Consider the following 19,996-nt stretch of genomic DNA (forward strand, 5'->3'; position numbering starts at 1 on the left):
GGGAGGGATGTACATGAACGAGTTTTTATCCAAGGCGGGGCTTGATTTTTTTATAGCATTTGGTGTGGTACTCGGAGGTTCACTTATTGCAGGGGTAGGCGCAGTGTTTATGCTAATGCCTCCTGCAACTGTCATATTGGACACAGCTGTACGATTAAAAATATGGGCAATCGTCGCAGCAATTGGCGGGTCCATTGATCCTGTGCGCGTAATAGAAAGCAATATTAGTGCAGGTCTTATCTCTCCTGCAATTCAGCAGGTATGCTTTATTATTTTTGCTTTCCTTGGGGCACATACCGCAACGGAGCTAATCAAGCTCCTGTGTAAGGGAGCGGTGGCATAATGCGACTGCCTCCCTTTGAACGCTTCATTCATTTGCTAGGAATGTCAGGAGCATTTATTACTGGAGCTATTGTTGGTGCCGTTGTGCTGAACTCACTACATATCGTGCAATTCGAAGCTTATTACGATGACCGAATGGAATTACAGGCTAAGCTGATTCAATATGAGCAGGATATTCACAATCTATCTCAATACAAATCACAGCACACCGTAATAAAAAGCTTGAAGCTCAGAATTGAAGAAGAGAGTAATGATTCCGCAAGACCAAAGCTAGATGCTATGGCACAAAGTGAGCTTATAAAGCTAGTAAGAGAGGATCTGTCTATATTAATTGGACAAAGTATATATGATATTGATTCTAACGCACAATTTGCTCGAAAAATACTTGAGAAAAAAGTATATCGCGACATCTTAAATCACGATTATACGATTGAGCTTAAGACCGTCTTGCTGGTCGACAATACGTTGCAGGTATGGATGAGTGTTCGAAAATATGCCCCACCGCCTTCTTAATGCAAAGATCACTATAGGAATTGGTCTTTTATCTATGCTACAATATGATGCAGCATATGGAAAAAGTGAGGGTACATATCAATGGAAAGTTTTATCTTTACAGTGCTGGCTGTATTTATTTTTATTAGTTTGCTGTTTTCTATTTTTTACAGTGTGCGCTCAAGACAAATGAAAGAGCCTGTAAAAAAAGGAATAATCGGTGGCAAGCTTAACATTAGCATGGGTGCGATGCTAGTCTTTATCTCTGCTGTTCAGCTACTGAACTCTAACGAATCAACACTCCGCATCATCCTTGGAGCAATCTTCTTGCTTCTTGGACTATTCAATCTATTCGCAGGCTTACGCAACTACAGCTTCTACCGCAATAAGGAACAGCATACACAGTCGTAAGTTGTTCAAGGGATCGTCTGCATCAGATGTAGCGTTACGCATAATAGCCTCCAGCGCTCGAACATTCAGCGTTACGCACAATAGCCTCCATCGCTCGAACATTCCTACGGAATGAGGGTCGCGCTGGAGGCTATTATGCTTCACTGGGGCCTTTTTCAGAGCTTAAGCTTAATCCTGGAAGTTCCTGCTTGAGCGTGCCTTGTGAGTCTATTGCTGGACAGCGCTCCACTCGAATGTCTCCCTCGCTCGAACATTCCTGCGGAATGAGGGTCGCTCACGAGACATCGAGCTCCGCTGGGGTCATCTTGCAGCTTATTCAACGTAGAACCCGCTACAACGCAAAACATCATCATCAAAGGCGGAAATTTTGAGCTACCTCTTCCAATAGGGGTTCAAAACTTTCGGCTTTCAGGACCAAGAAGATGGAGCGCTAGTATAATACGAGTAGCGCAGCGTACGGTTTTGGTACGTGAGCATCAGAGTTTTCGCTAGCGTTCAAGATTCGACGTCGAGTAACCTGCCACGAAACAGCATCGTCATCAAAGTCGTGCTTTTTAACCTTCCTCTTTCAATAAAGGCTCAATAAGCTTGGATTTCAGTACCAAGAAGATGGTGAGCTACTAGAAAACGAGGAGCGCAGCGTACGGTAATTAGTACGTGAGCACCGTAGTTTTCGGTAGTGCGCCATATTCGACGCCGAATCCACTACAACGCATCTGCATCGTCATCAAAGGCGTGCTTTTTAACCTTCCTCTTCCAATAAGGGTTAAAAGGCTCGGCTTTCAGGACCGAGAAGATGGATCGCTAGTAGAAAACGAGTTGCGCAGCGTACGTTTTTGGTACGTGAGCAACAGAGTTTTCGCTAGCGCTCCATATTCGACGCCGAATCCACTACAACGCATCTGCATCGTCATCAAAGTCGTGCTTTTTAACCTTCCTCTTTCAATAAGGGTTAAAAAGCTCGGCTTTCAGGACCAAGAAGCTTGGACGATACTAGAAAACGAGGAGCGCAGCGTACAGTAATTGGTACGTGAGCACCGTAGTTTTCGGTAGTGCGCCATATTCGACGCCGAATCCACTACAACGCTTAACTTCGTAATCAAATTCGAGCTTATTGAGCTTCCCTTCTAATAAGGGTTCAAAACTTTCGGCTTTCAGGACCAAGAAGATGGAGCGCTAGTAGAATACGAGTAGCGTAGCGTACGGTTTAGGTACGTGAGCAACAGAGTATTCGCTAGCGCTCCATATTCGACGCCGAATCCTCTACAAAGAAACAGCATCGTCATCAAAGTCGGAAGTTTTGGACTTCCTCTTAATAAGGGTCGATCATTTGTGCTGCTAGGATAGCCTTCCCCGCCAACCTCCCATTATCATAGATGGCAATTTCGATTTTAGTGACCATGCGACTAAGCTCGAGCGGCTTGGTGACAATAGAAACTTCACTTTCAATAGGTATCGGATGTAGAAAATAAGTGTTGATATTGTCTAGCAGAAAATCTCGCTTACTCGTTTCACGAATCATATTGCGTGCAGCTTGCGCCATGAGCGTGCTGAGCATGCTTTCCGACGCCATACCAAGCGCACCGGACATTTGAGGCGTAATCTTCCCGGTATAGATCACACTCGCGTCTTCTGGCACAACCTCTGATTGAAGGACAAAGCCTGTCCATATGAGCTGCTCAAATGTTTCTCCACTTTCAGGCTGCTTTCCAGCAAAGCGCATCGCATCTAGCACCTCTTGACGGGTGACTACAGCCAATAGCTTACGATGACGATCGACGATTGGCAGCAGATCTATCCCTTCCAGTGCCATCGTATGAACGGCCGATGTTACGGTGATATTAGGTGCGGCTGTAATCGGGTGCTTACTCATCACTTTATCTACGCCGATATGATCATTTGCTGCTGCAGCCGCATCCTTTGCTGTCATCATGCCCACCACTCTCCCCCGCTCGTCTAGCACCGGGAATCGGGCTGAGCCAGTCTCTCTGAACAACGCATGATATTCAGCAACTGTTTGTCCGACATTCATGACATCGGCCGGTTTAGTAAAGGTTACGATATCCTCGAGCAGTATAATTTTTCGACGTATTAAACGATCATACATCGCTCGGTTAATCATAGAAGCGACAGTAAACGTATCGTGGCGTGTTGAGAGCACGGGTAGCTGCAGTTCATTCGCCAGCTCTATGACTTCACGCTCAGGTTCAAATCCTCCGGTAATCAGTATGCCTGCTCCTTGCTCGAGTGCTTTGCGATGTACATTTGTACGGTTACCGACGATTAACAAAGAGGATTGACCGATATAGCGCAGCATAGCCTCCAGCTCCATTGCACCGATGACAAACTTCTGCAGCGTCTTCTCGATGCCTAATAAACCCCCATGCAATCGACCATCAACGATTTCTGCTACTTCACGAAACGTAAGCTGACCTAGCGCTTCTCTTCGCTTGCGATCGATACGAACTGTGCCGATCCTTTCTTTGGTTGACACAAGCCCTGCGGTCTCTGCATCCTTAAAGGCTTTATATACGGTCCCTTCGCTTACATTCAGCTCTTTCGCAACCGCTCGTACAGAGATACGCGTCCCAATCGCTAATTGTTGTATATATTGAATGATCATTTCATGCTTCGTCATGGTTTCCTCAGAAGCAGATGATGTAAATTCATGATCTGTTGGCATTCCATATCCCCTTTCTCCTCGCGAGCTCCTTATAAGAACGTAGCGCGCGAAACAAGCTTTATGATCATTATAGCAAGGATAATTATAGTTTACGTGATCACAACACAAAAAGGGAAATCCGAAAAGTGATAGCTTCGACTTTTTGGACATCCCCAAGACTGCATATAAGTGTATTAACATGCTTTCCGATACTACGCTGATTCGTTAACTCTTTCCTTTTTTTTGCGTGCTGTTGCTTTTGATCCTAGAGCTGCGAGCTTTCGTTCGAATCGCAATGCACGGTGACGTTTAATCGCAAGCAAGCGCTCACGCTTTTCTTCACTCATTAAAATGGTATTGCCATTTGCTGCAATCGCTAATCCAGCCAGAGCAGTCCATGCTATCCAGAATGCATTTCCTAATGGTTCAGCGGCTGCACCTAGTTTCGGTAAGGCGAAAAATAACATCACGACAGCTAGTCCCAAATTAATGAACGGCAGTATTTTACGTTTCATCCCATTCATCCCCCATTCGTACAAGTTTAATTTTAGTTATACATATGCATGGGGCGTATGAGATATGTCTACTGCGTATCACCAACGATGCGAAGTCTTCATATGATACAGCATTCAAGCTCTTGAACACGGAGCTAGTCCGAAAGGAGCTCATGTATGCTGAAATCCAAAACGATTGTACCTATTCATGTAGTTGACTCACTCTCACCTGACACGATCGTCATTAGTGAAGAGCTGATGAAGCAGCAAGGGATACCTAGGGCACAGCATATCAGCCTTCAGTTTGGCGTTGCCAAGCAATCCGTTCATGTACTTCCTGATCATAAAAAGCAAGGCTTATCTATGCACTCAAGATTGGCCCAGCTGCTATCGATCCCTCAGATAAACAAGGAACTAAAGCTCGCACTAAGCTATCAAGAACAGCAGACGACACTAAAACTTGGTCCATTGATCGCAGTTATGATCAATAAGGAAACTACAGATAATCTTGAGCAGCCATTCGGTAACATTAGCGCTTTCTGTCTTGAACTCGTCGAAGCTTGTGTAAAAAACGGGGCATTCGTTTATTTTTTCACTCCTCAAGCAATAACAACGTACGGGACAGTGATGTCTGGCTGGACATTCGATGAGGAATGGAGAAAGCTAATACTCCCGCTACCTGAAGTCATTTACAATCGTTTACCGAACAGAAAGGCTGAAGGTCAGCTTCAAGTTCAAAAGTTGATAAATGAAACTTCTCGTTATTATGATATTTCAATTTTTAACGAACGTTTTCTTGATAAGCATGAAGTGTTTGATATCCTTGCTGATCACGAAGCAGTAAAACAATATTTGCCTGAATCAGAGCTGCTAACGAGCTATGAGCAACTGGAGAAATTTATTAATGAGCACCGTGTTGCTTACGTTAAGCCGATTCAAGGCAGCTTAGGACGGGGAATTATTCGAATTACTGCCCAACCCAACAGCACTTACAGCTTGGAACGAGCAGTCACAACTACACAAAAAGCTAGCAACTTCACTTCACTCAAGCGACTATATCTGGCCTTAAAGCCACAGCTTGCAAAACGAAAATATCAAATTCAGCAGGGCTTGTCTCTTATTCAACAGGGACGAAGACCTGTTGATTTTCGTGCACTTGTTCAAAAAAATGGTCAAGGTCAGTGGAGCATAACCTCCGTCGTTGCAAGAACAGCAGGCAATGATAATTTTGTAGCCAATCTTGCGAGAGGCGGATCCATCGATTCAGTCTTGAATACGTTACCCCATACAAATCTAGATAAGCATATTAGTTACGATACGATAAAGCATTCATTAAAAGCGATAGCCTTGACGATTGCTAACGCACTTGATGAGAGAGTAGATGGGCATTTTGCTGAGTTTGGTGTAGATTTGGCTGTCGATGTACAAGGGGATATATGGCTAATTGAGGTCAATTCAAAGCCATCAAAAGTGAATCGATCCTCATTAAGCAAAAAAATACGACCATCTGTGCGTATGCTGGTTGCCTATGCGAATCATTTATCAGGCTTCCGGGAAAGGAGACATTCTCATGGAAAAGTTAAATCTAGGCGTAATCGTCGCAAAGATTGATGTGCAGAATCAGGTTGAGGGTGTCCATATCGTGATGCCAGAGCCTATTTTTTATAAGGAACTGGCTCGCTCGGCAGCTAAGCATAAAATAGATTTATACATTTTTTCACCTTCAGAATGGACAGAGCAAGGCTTATATGGCTTTCGCCTCTACGGCAATGTATGGCGTAGAGAAATCGTGCAGCTTCCGGATATTGTATATGATCGTTGTTTTTTTACGAATGCTAGGCAGCGCCAAGCCTGTGAAGATACGCTCGACGCAATAAAACGAAAAAAAAATTACAAGCTTTTCAACAATAATCTGCCGAGCAAGCTAATGGTATACGAAGCATTGCGCACGGTTGAAGAGTTAATTCCATATTTACCACATACGGAGCAGCTTTCTAAGTTGTCTATCGTTCCAAGATGGCTCTCGATCTATACTGATGGTGTTGTCGTCAAGCCAGCAGCTGGGATGCATGGCAAGGGCGTACTGCACATTACGCATGATCGTACAACGATGCAATATGTCATTCGTGGTCGAAACCTCCGCAATGAACGGGTAGATGCCTGCTTTAGCAATGAACTGAACGCATTAAAATGGCTATACCGATTCAAAAAAGAGCTGACGTATTTGATTCAACCATATTTGGTGCTACGGACGGAGGATCAAAAGCCCTTTGATATTCGAGTGCTGATGCAAAAGGACGCTGCTGGAGTATGGCAGCTAACAGGAAGTATGGCAAGAGTCGGCTTTTCTAATGGACTAACATCTAACATCCATGGTGGAGGAGAAGCAAGTGAGCCTTTTCCGCTGCTCGCAGCAAAAATGGGCGACTACAAAGCAGAACGTTTGCTTAATAAAATCCATATGATAAGTGGGCAAACTGTTTCTGCCATTGAAAGTCATTTTGGAAGATTTGGGGAACTAGCACTTGACTTCGGTATAACTCCACAAGGAAGCATATGGTTATTAGAGTGTAATAGCAAGCCGGGACGTCAAGCATTTTCTGGCGTGAACAATAACCTCGAGAATGAACGTCCACTGCAATATGCTAAGCACTTACAGCAGCGAGTAACAGCTAATCAAATAGTAATATAGCATAAAAGTAACAGAGCAGCTGCTCATAAGCTGCTGCTCCCAAATTATCAGGAGGTACTTCGATGAGTCTTATTACGTGCAACATACACTTTTCACAGCAACCTGATCAGGTTGTTTATGTATCAAGACCACTCATCCAGGAGCTAAATCTGAATTCGTCTAAGCCGCTTCTTATACGCCTTGGGCAAGAACAAATAAAAGCGATAGTAAAACCTTTAACCCGCTCTGGTCGTCATCTTTTTTTATCCACCGATGTTCGCAAGAAGATAAAAGTACCATCCAGCGGTGTCATACATGTTCTCCAGCATGGCGGCAATGATATTCAGCTCGGTCCATTAGTAGGTATATTAACGGACAGCTTAAAGCCGGGGGAATCACCTCCCTTTACCTCGCGCTCTAACTTCGTGAAGCAGGTCATTAAGGCGGGACATAACAAAGCTTACACCTTTGGCTTCACCCCTTATGATATCGATTGGCAAGATAAGTCAATTAATGGGTATTTTCTTAATGCACACGGCAGTTGGTTTAGAAAAAAGGTAGCCTTTCCTGATGTCATTTATAACCGTTTACCTAATCGCAGACTAGAAATCGGAGAAGAAATGACACAGCTTCGTGAAAGACTCGTGAATGAAGGAATTCCGATCTTCAACTGGAGCTTTCTTAACAAAGCGGATGTGTATGAGCTGCTTGGCAATGATTTGGAAGCATTAGCTCATTTGCCTGAATCCGTAAATAATCCATCTCCGGTAACGATGCGGGAGCTGCTTCATAAGCATTCATTCATCTACTTTAAACCTGGCACTGGCAGTCTCGGCTATGGAATTTATCGTATTACGTACCGTCCGGAAAAAGGCTACTTTGTTCGCTATAGAAAAAATGATTCGAACACCCTGCTGAAGTTCGCTACCTTCGATAAAATGTACGGTAGTTTATTGCTCAAGCACGGTGCAGAGCTAAAAAATTATGTTGCACAGCAAGGGATTCGATTAATTGAAATCGACAAATGCCCTGTTGATTTCCGCTTCCATATGCATAAGGATGGCAATAATCAGTGGAAGCCTGTTGGAATTGGTGCAAAAAAAGCAGGACGCGGCAGTGTTACGACACATATGAAAAACGGAGGTACACTTCTTACGCCTGAACAAGCGTTAAAGCAGACGTTTGGTCAACGCTCTGACAGAATATTAGAACGAGCGAAGACTGTGGCAATAAAGCTGTCTGAAGCCATTGAGCGAAACTATCCGCATAGAATCGGTGAGCTTGGATTAGATATTGGCATTGATAAGAAAGGGAAAGTGTGGATGTTCGAAGCAAATGCAAAGCCTGGCCGCTCCATCTTCAAGCATCCCGATTTAAAGAGAGAAGGCAAGCAATCTTTAAACTATATTTTGGACCACTGCCTCTACCTTAGCCGCTTTCAGGGAGGTGGTGCATAATGGAAACCGCCCTTGATACTCCAGCAGCATTCGTATACAGTCCGCAGCAACAAGACAAAGTATTTGCGATACTCACATCCTCTGATCATAATGGTCAAATAAGAGGAAATCGTAGGAACTTTATTGACCTTATCAATACGGGGACTCAGATGGGATTTATCGTTTATGTTTTGCCAGTTGAACGTTTATCGCTGCAAGGATCAAGACAGCGGGGATTTGTATACCAGCACGCCAACAATAGATGGGTACAGCGGCTCATGCCGTTTCCCAATATCATTTACAATCGCATCCCTAATCGTGAAATTGAGCGCAGAAGCTATGTAAAGCATAAGCTAAGAGCTTGTAAAAAAGACCCGCGGATTACGATTTTCAACCCTTATTTTTTTAACAAATGGGAGCTGTTTAAGTGGCTTAAGGCTTCTGCTCCAGCGAAAAAATATCTTCCTCATACTAGGAGATTTTCTGGACCGGGCACGCTAGAGAAAATGCTGAGTAAGCATTCATTTCTGTATCTGAAGCCAGAAAGCGGCAAAGCTGGAAAAGGGATTATGATGATATCCCATAAGCCTGATAGCACACTACCATATCGTTTGAATATCCAAGAAAAAACGAGCTCGACTTCCTATAACTGTGTCAACTTCAATAAGCTATGGTCTAGGTTACTTCTTCAAATGGAGAAGACGCCTTACATCGTACAGCAAGGAATCGATCTAGCTACCTACCGCAACCGGAAATTTGATCTACGCGTGCTCATCCAAAAAAATATACATGGGCAGTGGGAGATGACTGGACTCGGAGCTCGTGTCGCAGGAAGCACTAGCATTACGACTCATGTTCCTCGCGGTGGAAGAATTGATGAACCATCTAAATTACTCGCATACGCATTCAATACGAATGAATCACATAATATTGTAGAGAAGGTATCTATGGCTGCAGTAACCATCGCTTCACAAATCGAAAAGCATTCGAAGCATCGTCTAGGTGAAATGTCCATGGATATCGGTGTTGATACGAGCGGAGATGTATGGTTTTTTGAAGCAAATTCTAAGCCAATGAAATTTGATGAGCCACATATTCGCCAAAAATCACTGCAGCGTATTTTTCAATACAGTCAATACTTGCTTGAGAACTAATCTTGCGTTGTTAGAGGGATGCTTCCGAGATTATCTTTGTCACTGAGAAGCTGACCAATGATCTTACAAAAAGTTTGTAGGAGGTCAATGTATAATGCTTCGTCACCATACGTCTCAATCCTGGAAAAAGCATAGAGCTAGGATTCTTAATTTTATTACGCGCTACGGAGAGAAAAAAATTACTCTTGCCTCGCTTCATAGCTTGCGAGCATTATCCAATGAGCAATTAAATGTGCAGGTGGAGCATCTTCCACCTGCTTCCATTGTTACCTACACCGAACAAGGAGCTCTACTTGGCGTTGCATATGCAATAGCAGATGGAAGCGGGCACTGTATCGTCGTCGTTCATCCCGATGCAAGACGGCGAGGAATTGGCAGCAAGTTGATGGAGGCATTAATTCAATCTCTTCCTTCATTTTCGTGCCAGGTTGCAATTGATAATGTAGCTAGCCTTGCGCTATGCTTCAACAATGAGCTGCATGCTGTTGCAATGTTCAAGGGGCCTACTGGTAAATCTACCCTTCGGTTTGAAAGGAGATTCATGAATGCCTCGCCTAATATTAGGAATTCTAACCCTGTATCTTAATGATGCTGGTTTACTGGAGGAGCGTAGAATTTATGAGCAAATGACAATAGAAGGCGACAAGCTCGATATTCAAGTGATTGTATTCACGCCCTCAGACGTGCTTACCAAACGAAAAAAAGTAAAAGCTCATATCTATGATCTAAAGAATATGAAATGGATTCGACAGTGGGTAGCTATTCCCAATCTAATATTTGATCGCTGTCGTATCCAAAAAAGTCATCGAATGAAAGAACTACGTGTTTTCAAAAGCAATTTCTCTAACCTTCACTATTTGAACCGCCCTCTCGGTAATAAATGGACGATGCATCAAAAGCTATTAACTTCACCCTTTATTAAGAAATACTTACCTCACACCATTAAATATGAAAATAATAGTGATCTTACTCAAATGCTTAAGAAGTACAATGTCGTTTATGTAAAGCCTGTGAATGGAACTGGTGGTCGGGGAATTCTAAGAATCGAACGACATACTAGAAATAACGTAAAAGTTCAAGGTCGTGATCATAACCGGCGTATTATCTCGCCACGAACAATTTCGATTATTACGTTGAAGGACTTTATAAATAAATGGAATGTAACCGCTACGTCCTATCTTGTGCAAGAAGGAATTCCACTGACGCTAAGTAACGGTAGAGTGCATGACTATCGAATTCTCGTACAGAAGGATGGGAATGGCAGCTGGATGGTTACAGGTGGTGCAGGTCGAATTGGAGCAGCTCGCAGCATTACAGCTAACCTGCACGGCGGTGGATCTGCTGTGGCAATGACTAGGCTTATGCAGAGCTTCGTTAATGTAGAGGTAGATCTAAGCCGAGTACAGGAAGAAATCAACACACTTGCGATAGAGCTTGCTTCCTTTTTGGAAGGCGAGGGATATCAGTTGTGTGAGCTCGCAATTGATTTAGCTATCGATCGTGATGGCAATATCTGGATCATCGAGCTTAATCCGAAGCCTTCACGCGAAGTTTTCCGCGAAATCGGTGAGCTAGAGCGTTACTACGATTCCATAAGACGCCCACTAGAATATGCAAAGTATGAGTATCTATACCGACTCAATCAGTAATACGTTTGCTGCCAGCACAGTTGATGCTTGCTCTTAATTAGCTTTTACTAACTTAAGTGCAGCAACTATGCTGGCTAATTTACATTGAAATTAACGAGTAATTATGGCAGACTTAGTTCAAGAATGAAAGCGTTAGAAGGGATGTTTCTATGAAAATTTGGCTGCTGCGCTCCATGACCGAGCTCACTTCTCGTAAATGGATCTCAAAACTGACAGGCGCCTTTGCGGAATCACGATTAAGCAGATACCTAATCCCAATGTTCGCCCGTACATACGGAATCAATATCGACGAAGCAGAAAAACCAATTGATCAGTACCGTACGCTCAATGAATTTTTCACACGACGACTAAAGAATGGTATGCGAAGTATTGATCAAGAGCAATCAGCACTCATATCTCCTGTAGATGCGCTCATTACGAGCTGCGGACCAATTGAAAAAGGATTACTGCTTAATGTAAAAGGACAAGACTATTCAATCTCAGAGCTGCTTGCCGATGAAAAGCAATGTAAAAGCTATGAGCACGGCTATTATATTGTTTTGTACTTAAGTCCAACAGATTATCACAGAATTCATGCTCCTGCTGCTGGGAGCATCGTAAGCAAAGTACACCTTCCCGGCAAAGTATATCCTGTTAACCACTTTGGGCTAACTCATATGAAGGCAGTGCTGAGCCGCAATGAGCGACTAATCACATATATTAAGACCGAGCAATGCACTGTAGCCGCAGTTAAGGTTGGAGCGATGAATGTAAGCAGTATATTTTATATCGATCCTCATAAAGAGACCGTTGAGCGCGGAGAAGAGCTTGCATACTTTGCCTTCGGTTCAACCGTTGTACTTTTGATGGAAACTGGAACATTTGAAGTTGACCAGGCTATTAAGCCTAATACGAAGGTTCGTATGGGACAAAGACTAGGCTTGCTGAAGCGAGCTGATTTACAGTAAAACTTACCACCTATTGAATCTTGCTAAACTTTTCAACAACTAACAAAATAAGCATAAGACAAAAGCTGCATGAACAGATTGTAATGTACAATTCTGCATGCAGCTTTTGTTATTTAATCTCTGAAGGGTTTTTTCCAGTATATTGCTTAAATTGACGACTAAAGAAAAATATATCACGATAGCCAAGTGCATCAGCAACCTCAGTAACATTCATCCCTGCGTGAGTTAGCAAATATTGTGCTCGATCAATGCGCGTGCGGATCATGTAGGTTTGTACTGACATGCCTAGCACCTCACGGAATTTCATGGAGAAATAGCGTGGAGACAGCTGGGCTCGCATCGCCAAATCCTCCACACGATGCGCTACACTTGGATTCTGGCGGATAAAGTTTGCTACCTCATGAATGGCTTCCGTTAGTTGATTGCTCGCTTTTTTCTCTACTGGTGTCTGGAAGTCCGCGCGAAGCAAATGAATCATGATTTGCTTTAAAACAAGCTTCGCCTCTTCTTCCGCAGCAAAGGTTTGGATAAGAAACAATCGCACATAACGAGATAATAAAAATTCAAAATCCACCGTATCCTTCAATAAACGATAACGTTTCGGAATAACTTCTACTGGCTCATCGGTCGAAAAGTGGATATACGTTAAAACAAGTGGCTTCTGAGGATTATGCGTCGCACTTGTGTAATCTCCTGGACGGAATAGGAAACAGCTTCCTGGGCCTACTTCATGATGTACACCATTCACCTCGACTTCGCCTTCCCCGCTCCACACATAGAACAAATCAAAGTTCGGCATCGGCTTTTCACGTCGTGCCCACCTCCAGCCTGGTTCGCACACGATTTTAGCAAAAGCAGGCTTAAGCGTTAACTTCTCCGGCGAAATATCAAGCATCGCTGACCCCTCCTATATCTATTAGTATCTACATTGCCGCGTCATAATGCATACTGAGCTTAACAAACAGTATACAATTTGTGCAAAAGAAAATCTGTATATACTTTATTATAATTAATCTGAGTAAAGGTTCAACAGAAAAAAACTGCAAATTAACAATCTTAAAATATTTTTTTCATACAATGGTCTGGCAGACGGTTTAATGATATAATTATGGGCGACTGCACTAACCTATAAATATGATTGATTTCGGAAGGATGGAATGAAATCCATGAACCCATTAGCTCAACAACTTAATGAGACTCTGCAGCAAGAAAGTCCTGCTGTCTATAACATGTTGTCTAGTCTTGGGAAAGCAATCTATTTCCCTAAAGAAGGTATTCTTAGCCAATCTGCGGAAGCGAAGGCAAAGGCAAATAAGTACAATGCGACTATTGGTATTGCTACTGAGGACGGCGTGCCGATGCATCTAAAGGTGATTCAGGATACATTGAGCGCTTATCATCCAAAAGATCTATATGAATATGCCCCGCCTGCAGGGAAGCCTGAGCTGCGTAGTGCATGGCGAGAAAAAATGGTGAAGGATAACCCTTCATTGGCATCGATAAAAGCTGAGTTCAGTAATCCGATTGTTACGAATGCATTGACGCATGGTCTTAGCATCGTAGCTGATTTGTTTGCTGACAATGGCGATGCGGTTATTATACCCGACAAAAACTGGGAAAACTATGAATTGACATTCGGCATTCGCCGTAATGCCAACATAGTTGAATACCCTTTGTATAACGACGAGCTGCGCTTCAATAGCGAAGGCTTGAAGAAAGCGTTACTTGCACAAAAGGATAATGGTAAAGCGATTGTCATCTTGAATTTCCCTAACAACCCTACTGGCTACACACCGGATGTACAGGACGGAAACGCGATCATAGCTGCCATTAAAGCAGCTGCAGAAGAAGGCATTAAAGTCGTTGCCGTAACGGATGATGCTTATTTCGGTCTATTCTTTGAGGATTCCATGCAGGAATCATTATTCGGCAAGCTAGCAGACCTGCATGACAATGTACTTGCTGTGAAGGTTGATGGAGCTACGAAGGAAGAGTATGTTTGGGGCTTTCGAGTAGGCTTTATTACTTATGCTTCTTCTTCAAAAGCAGCACTCGCTGCACTTGAGCAAAAAACAATGGGTGTTATCCGTTCTACGATTTCCAGTGGACCGCATCCTTCTCAAACCTTTGTGCTGCATGCATTAAAATCGCCACAATTCGAGCAGCAAAAAGCAGAGAAATTCGAAATTATGAAAAAGCGTGCAAACACAGTTAAAGATTTGCTGGATAGCGGACGCTATGGCGATACGCTTCAGTACTACCCATTCAACTCGGGCTACTTTATGTGCTTAAAGCTTAGCACTGTCTCAGCAGATGCTGTTCGCAAGCACTTGCTTGACGAGTATGGAATTGGTACGATCGCCCTTGGTGAAACAGATCTTCGCGTTGCATTCTCTTGTATCGAGACTGATCAGCTTGAGGAGCTATTCGATTCGATCTACAAAGCAGTGCAAGAAGTAAGCCAGCAAGCCTAATTGATAATAAGGGGATAGATGTGACAGAATCAACTGTCTCATCTATCCCCTTTTTGCATGAATGATTCAGCTTTAATCGCTTGTTGCCAGCTATGTACAATTAGTCGAGCTCCTCTGCCTTTCGCAGTGCGGACTGAAGCTGCATTGCACGAATGAGCGGAAATATTAATACAATGGCCAGCATGACGATTAGCTGGTAAGCATGCCCTCCCCACATTGGGAACGTTGGCAGCCACAATATAAAGATTAGAATATAGTTAATCAGGCACTCTACGTGCACGAGCTGTTTTTGCTGCAGTGTCACAGATAGCGGAAAAATATCCTTCCATATTGCGTGGCGATGAGCGCTTCTTAATGTTCCGCTTTGAATGGTAACCAGCATACTAAAAAAGAGCAAGCTTAGTACGGCACCCCAGCCCTGCAACCCCAAGCTATCTGCTACCATATAATTCACAAATCCCCCTAGTATAACGAGCCGAATACAGATGCCCCCAATTTCTGTACGAACAAAGGTAATCAGATGCAGGTACACAAAGGTTGAAGCTTTGCGGTACGGAACGAGTCGAATAAGCCAAGCCAAATAGTAACGCTTTTTAACGATGGGAGGCACTGCCTGTACATCAGAGAACCAGTTAAAAAATGAATACAGTCTACGTATCGTAAACTTTTCCTCATCGATCAAACGTCTCCATGGAAATGAAGTCTTTCGCATCATTCGATAGCACGCATAAAGTAAAGCAACTGCACATACCGAGTATACGATAGTTAAAACAAACGAGAATGAGTCCTGTTTTAGCCATGCCAGCACAATGCCAAACATGAGCAACCAACGAATGATACGCAGTATTAAGCGCTGATTGTTCCAGATTAGCCTTCGCTCTTGCCATCCGCTATAAGCATTAAAGGCCTTCAGCACTACTAGAATAACAGCAAACCATATGCCGATATAGCCTTCACCTTGCCGATATAGCGGCCAAAAAACAAGCGATACGGCGAGCAGCAGCAGCGTGCTGTTGCGTAAGGAGCGAATCATCGACTGTTTTAAATAACCTGACAGCTTATGCTCCATTGGCATTAAATAAATTACATCCGCCTCTCGTAAAAACGTGCGCAGAGGGCTATAGCATAGCAGTGGTGTCAATACGATTGCACCTATCCAAGCGATTGGAAACTGTGGCGGAACATCCTTAAGCAGATTCACATACCGATAGACAAATAAAATGCCAAACAATGATAAAAAAACGGGCAAGCCACTCATCATCATATATCGGATGTAAGGAATAATCTCCTTCGTAAAGCTTTGCTTCCGCTCAAACCATAGTTGAATCACGCCGGACGGTTCCTTCATTAGGCTTCTCCTCCATTTAACATCGCATAGAACGCATCCTCCAGTGTCGTAACGTTCTGCTGCGAATGCTGTGATGCTTGCTGTAGCATGTCCTGTAGCGTGCCTTGAGCAACGATTCGACCCTGATCGAGCATCATGAAACGATCACAATAATGCTCAACCGTCGATAAGATATGAGAGCTCATTAATATGGCGGAGCCCGCTTGCTTCACCTCAACAAGATCCTCAAGTAACGATCTTATACCAAGTGGATCAAGCCCAAGGAATGGCTCATCAATAATAAATAAGGATGGCTTGGCTAGAAGCGCGCTCATAATCATAACCTTTTGCTTCATCCCTTTGGATAAATGCGCCGAGATAGCCTTGCGTTTCTTCGTCATATGGAAGCGTTCCAGTAATTGCTCTGCACGCTGGCTAAATTGCTCCTGCGGTACACCATAAGCCATGGCTGTCAGTCTTAAATGTTCTTCGACCGTCAGCTCATCGAACAATATTGGTGTTTCGGGTACATAGGTGTAGCTGCTGCGATATAGCTCAACATCCTCCTCCAAGGTTGTGCCATTAATCGTTACCACACCCTGATGAGGCGTCATTAAACCTAAAATATGCTTTATGGTTGTGCTCTTTCCAGCGCCGTTTACACCGATTAAACCAATCATTTCGCCTTCTTTAATATCCATGTTTAAATCATGAATGATCGCCCGCTTTGGACTATAGCCTCCGCTTAATTGCTCTACATGCAATACCGTTTTCATACACTCACCTCTAATCTTCAGTTTAACGAATTTTTGAGTCATTATCAAAAAGAGGCTTGTCCAAACCGATCTTGGGGACGAAGCCTCTAGGAATGATATCATTTATTGTTCTTCAGACTGTCTTTTTTGCTTCAGCCATTTTGGTGCGCCTTTATTCTTGCCTTCATTTTTCTTCTTCTTGCTTTTTGTAGGAGTCGGAGCTTGATTGTTTTTGTCGGATTTCACACGACTTGGTTTATGCTGAAGCTCGGCATTGCTTACCTCTTGTTGTCTGGAAGCAACCTTGGATTTTGTTGCTGGTTTAGCTGAGCTTGACGCCGCAGCTTTTGCCCTTGTTGGTTTTTCAGTGCCAGAAGCTGCTGCTCCACTGCCGCTAGACCTGGATGGTGTATAACGCGTAGCCTCCGCAATTTGTGCTTCACTCAGCAGCTTACCTTTAAACAGCATCCGTTCTTCGATTGTAATATTAAGCTGCTTCATAAATTTATCTATAATAAACTTTTCTTTAGGCGTAATAATGGAGATAACTAATCCCTTTTTCCCCATACGCCCTGTACGACCTGCACGATGAACATAATGATCAGCATCAATCGCAGGCTCGATCTGAATAACGAGCGGTAGATCTACGATATCAATTCCTCTTGCTGTCACATCTGTAGACAGTATCGCTTCTAGCTTGCCTTCACGGAAAGCAGACAGTGTAGATGCACGACGTTGTTTATCAGCTTCTCCATACAACGCTTCCACCTTAAAGCCTTCGAACCTCAGCTTCGTCTCCCAGTTTGAGATTTGATTCGTATCATTGACGAATAACAGTGCTGGGCTCGCCTCAATTGTACGCAGCAACCTTCTAGCATAATCGAGCTTAGAGCGCTGATCACATACGATATAATAGTGCTCAATTGTGCTCGCCACCTTTTCAGCTGGAGAGATTACGATATGCTCAGGATTATTCATCCATCTTCCTTCGTAACGTTCCATAACTTCAGGATAGGTAGCCGAGAAAAATGCCGTTTGACGCTGCTTGTTCATGCTAAACAGCAAATGCTCCATATCAGCAGGAGAACCTAAATCAAAGGTTTGGTCAGCTTCATCAATGACTAAAAATTTTACAGCATGCAGCTTTAGCCTTTTACTTTTCACAAGCTCATTCATCCGACCTGGTGTGCCAACAACAAGCTGCGGGTTTTGCTTCAGCTTTTCGATCTGACGTTTAACAGCAGCTCCACCAATCAGCTGCTGAATTTTTATTCCAAGCGGCTCTGCATATACTTCTGCTACTCTTACAATTTGCATAGCAAGCTCCTGAGTAGGCGCTAGAATAACTGCTTGTATTGCCTTAGACGATGCGTCAATGCGCTGCAATACAGGCAATAAAAATGCTAGCGTCTTACCACTGCCCGTCTGTGATTTGACACCGATATCCTTACCGGCAAGCAGCAAATGAATGGCTGATTGCTGCACCTCCGTTGGATTTTCTATCCCTTGCTCATTCAAAATATGTATTAGCTTCTCGTTTATTCCGAGCTCAGCCCATGTATGACTAGACATAATAACTTCCTTCTTCCTTCCTTAGCTCTAACCTTCAAAGTAGAGCGACACTCTATTTTATTTTTTATTTAACCAGCCACCAGCTAATTTATCAATTAGCCTCGGGAATAATCCGTACAGCTTAAGACCAAAGCCTGCCATGTAAGGCAAATTAAGCTCAGATCTCCTCGTATGTAGCAGCTTAATTATTTTTTTTACGACGTATTCTGGCTCCATCATCAACCAGTTGATATTGTTAGCATACGTCCCTTCAGGATCCGCCTTTTGAAAGAAAGGTGTCCGGATCGGCCCGGGATTTACCGCAGAAACGGCAATCGGCAGCTTACGCGCTCGCAGCTCCATTCGCAGAGAATTGGTAAAGCCAAGTACAGCATGCTTCGTTGCAGTGTAAGAGGTTGATTTGGCAGATCCAATACGTCCGGCAAGTGAAGCAATATTAACAATATGCCCACTGCCAGCCTCCACCATATACGGTAATACTAGCTTCGTACATCGAACGATTCCCATATAATTCGTATCCATCATCTTCTCATACATCTCTAAGCTAAGCTCCTCAATGGAAGCAAACAAGCCATATCCTGCATTATTTACAATAATATCAACTTTTCCATAGCTATGTACAATATGATGAAAGGTCTGTATGATTTGATCAGCATCATTCACATCCATTACAAAATAGGCACCATGTTCACCAAGCTCAGACGCTACTTGCTTCAATCGTTCTTCGTTTCTGCCCGTAATGATCGTCTTCGCCCCTAGCTTTGCTGTCTCTCTTGCAAGCAATGCCCCAATACCACTCGTAGCACCAGTAATAACGATTACTTTGTTATTTAACATCAGCATCACCCTTCAACAGTGTACTTCATACGTTAATTTTACGCAAAAAAAAACAAAAAAAGCTCCTAAAAGGAGCTATTAACTATGAAACTAACACTTGAATATCTAATTCGCCAATTCCATCAATAATCAATGGAACAGCTAATGCTTTTGAGGATTCAAAGCCGGCTGCCTGTGCCATCTCAACAATTCTAGGAGGAGTAATATCAACCGCCATTCCTTGATTGTACAATATTGTACTAGCATTACCGCTAATCATATTGCTTAGCTCAGATATCGCGCTTTTCCCCATCTCGTCAAGCTCTGAAATTGCGTAACCGCCCATCATTGCTGATATCATCTTCAGTGCAACATCCTCTTGCAGGCCAAAGATAATGTCTCCGTTCATCTGTCCGTTCACACCAATATGTATCCAGATATACCGCTCAACGAACTTAATATTTTTAACCGAAACCGCCCCTGTTGAAGGACGAACTTGAACGACTTGCTCTATTACGGACTGAGCTGATTCCAAAAACGGGTTAATATATTCTGCCTTCAATTTCGTTACTCCCCTCTATTAGATCTACGACCAAGCCCTTACCTATCATTATAACCGATCATGTAGGCCAAGTATACTAAATTTTAAGAGAATTGATTTTTTATTTCAGTACAGACATGACTTTATGAAGAACTAAATACCTAATTTCCCCGTTTTTTCTATAAAAAAAGACTAATTTTTCTGTCGTTGTCATGACAAAAGAATTAGTCCGAAAATAGTATTAAATGTATGA

General features: G+C 43.2%; 20 protein-coding genes. 12 read left to right on the forward strand and 8 right to left on the reverse strand.

The window, feature by feature from the left end:
- The first annotated feature begins 13 nt into the window (after positions 1–13).
- The 4 genes from NSQ99_RS14555 to NSQ99_RS14570 all read left to right on the forward strand — a co-directional run bounded on the left by NSQ99_RS14555 (position 14) and on the right by NSQ99_RS14570 (position 2,268).
- Positions 14–343, forward strand: coding sequence for a YtrH family sporulation protein (locus tag NSQ99_RS14555; RefSeq protein WP_251666017.1), 330 nt, complete (start codon positions 14–16; stop codon positions 341–343).
- Positions 343–855, forward strand: a complete 513-nt coding sequence (locus NSQ99_RS14560) for a DUF3450 domain-containing protein (RefSeq protein WP_251666018.1) — start codon at positions 343–345, stop codon at positions 853–855. The genes NSQ99_RS14555 and NSQ99_RS14560 overlap by 1 nt, the downstream gene beginning before the upstream one ends.
- Before the next feature lie 81 nt (positions 856–936).
- Entirely contained in the window at positions 937–1,245 is a 309-nt protein-coding gene (locus NSQ99_RS14565; protein ID WP_340837413.1) for a YtpI family protein, read from the forward strand.
- A gap of 843 nt (positions 1,246–2,088) precedes the next feature.
- Positions 2,089–2,268, forward strand: coding sequence for a hypothetical protein (locus NSQ99_RS14570; protein WP_340837414.1), 180 nt, complete (start codon positions 2,089–2,091; stop codon positions 2,266–2,268).
- A gap of 289 nt (positions 2,269–2,557) precedes the next feature.
- On the opposite strand, the gene NSQ99_RS14575 is transcribed toward NSQ99_RS14570, so the two are convergent.
- Positions 2,558–3,928, reverse strand: a complete 1,371-nt coding sequence (locus NSQ99_RS14575; RefSeq protein WP_340837416.1) for a DRTGG domain-containing protein — start codon at positions 3,926–3,928, stop codon at positions 2,558–2,560.
- A gap of 191 nt (positions 3,929–4,119) precedes the next feature.
- Positions 4,120–4,422, reverse strand: a complete 303-nt coding sequence (locus tag NSQ99_RS14580; protein ID WP_251666021.1) for a hypothetical protein — start codon at positions 4,420–4,422, stop codon at positions 4,120–4,122.
- A gap of 156 nt (positions 4,423–4,578) precedes the next feature.
- Between NSQ99_RS14580 and NSQ99_RS14585 the strand changes: the two genes are divergently transcribed.
- The 7 genes from NSQ99_RS14585 to NSQ99_RS14615 all read left to right on the forward strand — a co-directional run bounded on the left by NSQ99_RS14585 (position 4,579) and on the right by NSQ99_RS14615 (position 12,258).
- Positions 4,579–6,012: a YheC/YheD family endospore coat-associated protein gene (locus tag NSQ99_RS14585; protein ID WP_340837418.1), complete on the forward strand. Its 1,434-nt coding sequence runs from the start codon at positions 4,579–4,581 to the stop codon at positions 6,010–6,012.
- Complete coding sequence (locus NSQ99_RS14590) at positions 5,972–7,093, forward strand: YheC/YheD family endospore coat-associated protein (protein WP_340837420.1); 1,122 nt, start codon at positions 5,972–5,974, stop codon at positions 7,091–7,093. The genes NSQ99_RS14585 and NSQ99_RS14590 overlap by 41 nt, the downstream gene beginning before the upstream one ends.
- 62 nt (positions 7,094–7,155) lie before the next feature.
- Positions 7,156–8,529, forward strand: a complete 1,374-nt coding sequence (locus tag NSQ99_RS14595) for a YheC/YheD family endospore coat-associated protein (RefSeq protein WP_340837422.1) — start codon at positions 7,156–7,158, stop codon at positions 8,527–8,529.
- On the forward strand, positions 8,529–9,662 hold the full coding sequence (locus NSQ99_RS14600; RefSeq protein ID WP_340837426.1) for a YheC/YheD family endospore coat-associated protein: 1,134 nt from the start codon (positions 8,529–8,531) through the stop codon (positions 9,660–9,662). The genes NSQ99_RS14595 and NSQ99_RS14600 overlap by 1 nt, the downstream gene beginning before the upstream one ends.
- A gap of 94 nt (positions 9,663–9,756) precedes the next feature.
- Positions 9,757–10,248, forward strand: coding sequence for a GNAT family N-acetyltransferase (locus NSQ99_RS14605; RefSeq protein WP_251666026.1), 492 nt, complete (start codon positions 9,757–9,759; stop codon positions 10,246–10,248).
- Positions 10,208–11,311 carry a YheC/YheD family endospore coat-associated protein gene (locus tag NSQ99_RS14610; RefSeq protein WP_340837428.1) on the forward strand — a complete coding sequence of 368 codons (1,104 nt, stop codon included), beginning with the start codon at positions 10,208–10,210 and terminating at the stop codon, positions 11,309–11,311. The genes NSQ99_RS14605 and NSQ99_RS14610 overlap by 41 nt, the downstream gene beginning before the upstream one ends.
- A 149-nt stretch (positions 11,312–11,460) precedes the next feature.
- Positions 11,461–12,258 (forward strand): phosphatidylserine decarboxylase, encoded by a 798-nt coding sequence (locus NSQ99_RS14615; RefSeq protein ID WP_340837430.1) that lies wholly within the window; start codon positions 11,461–11,463, stop codon positions 12,256–12,258.
- Positions 12,259–12,367: 109 nt separating this feature from the next.
- On the opposite strand, the gene NSQ99_RS14620 is transcribed toward NSQ99_RS14615, so the two are convergent.
- Entirely contained in the window at positions 12,368–13,153 is a 786-nt protein-coding gene (locus NSQ99_RS14620; protein WP_340837433.1) for an AraC family transcriptional regulator, read from the reverse strand.
- A 271-nt stretch (positions 13,154–13,424) separates the two neighbouring features.
- On the opposite strand from NSQ99_RS14620, the gene NSQ99_RS14625 reads away from it, so the two are divergent.
- The gene (locus tag NSQ99_RS14625) at positions 13,425–14,732 is read left to right on the forward strand and encodes an aminotransferase class I/II-fold pyridoxal phosphate-dependent enzyme (protein WP_340837434.1); all 1,308 of its coding nucleotides are present in this window, start codon (positions 13,425–13,427) and stop codon (positions 14,730–14,732) included.
- A gap of 100 nt (positions 14,733–14,832) precedes the next feature.
- Here NSQ99_RS14625 and NSQ99_RS14630 read toward each other — a convergent pair whose 3' ends face one another.
- The 5 genes from NSQ99_RS14630 to NSQ99_RS14650 all read right to left on the reverse strand — a co-directional run bounded on the left by NSQ99_RS14630 (position 14,833) and on the right by NSQ99_RS14650 (position 19,764).
- Positions 14,833–16,080 (reverse strand): ABC transporter permease, encoded by a 1,248-nt coding sequence (locus tag NSQ99_RS14630; RefSeq protein ID WP_340837436.1) that lies wholly within the window; start codon positions 16,078–16,080, stop codon positions 14,833–14,835.
- The gene (locus NSQ99_RS14635; protein ID WP_340837438.1) at positions 16,080–16,835 is read right to left on the reverse strand and encodes an ABC transporter ATP-binding protein; all 756 of its coding nucleotides are present in this window, start codon (positions 16,833–16,835) and stop codon (positions 16,080–16,082) included. The genes NSQ99_RS14630 and NSQ99_RS14635 overlap by 1 nt, the downstream gene beginning before the upstream one ends.
- A gap of 102 nt (positions 16,836–16,937) precedes the next feature.
- Positions 16,938–18,386: a DEAD/DEAH box helicase gene (locus tag NSQ99_RS14640; protein WP_340837440.1), complete on the reverse strand. Its 1,449-nt coding sequence runs from the start codon at positions 18,384–18,386 to the stop codon at positions 16,938–16,940.
- A 57-nt stretch (positions 18,387–18,443) separates the two neighbouring features.
- Positions 18,444–19,223, reverse strand: coding sequence for an SDR family NAD(P)-dependent oxidoreductase (locus NSQ99_RS14645; protein ID WP_340837442.1), 780 nt, complete (start codon positions 19,221–19,223; stop codon positions 18,444–18,446).
- 82 nt (positions 19,224–19,305) lie between these two features.
- On the reverse strand, positions 19,306–19,764 hold the full coding sequence (locus NSQ99_RS14650) for a chemotaxis protein CheX (RefSeq protein WP_340837444.1): 459 nt from the start codon (positions 19,762–19,764) through the stop codon (positions 19,306–19,308).
- Positions 19,765–19,996 lie beyond the last annotated feature (232 nt).

It is taken from the genome of Paenibacillus sp. FSL W7-1287 (assembly GCF_038004245.1).
Classification (GTDB): Bacteria; Bacillota; Bacilli; order Paenibacillales; family Paenibacillaceae; genus Pristimantibacillus; species Pristimantibacillus camelliae.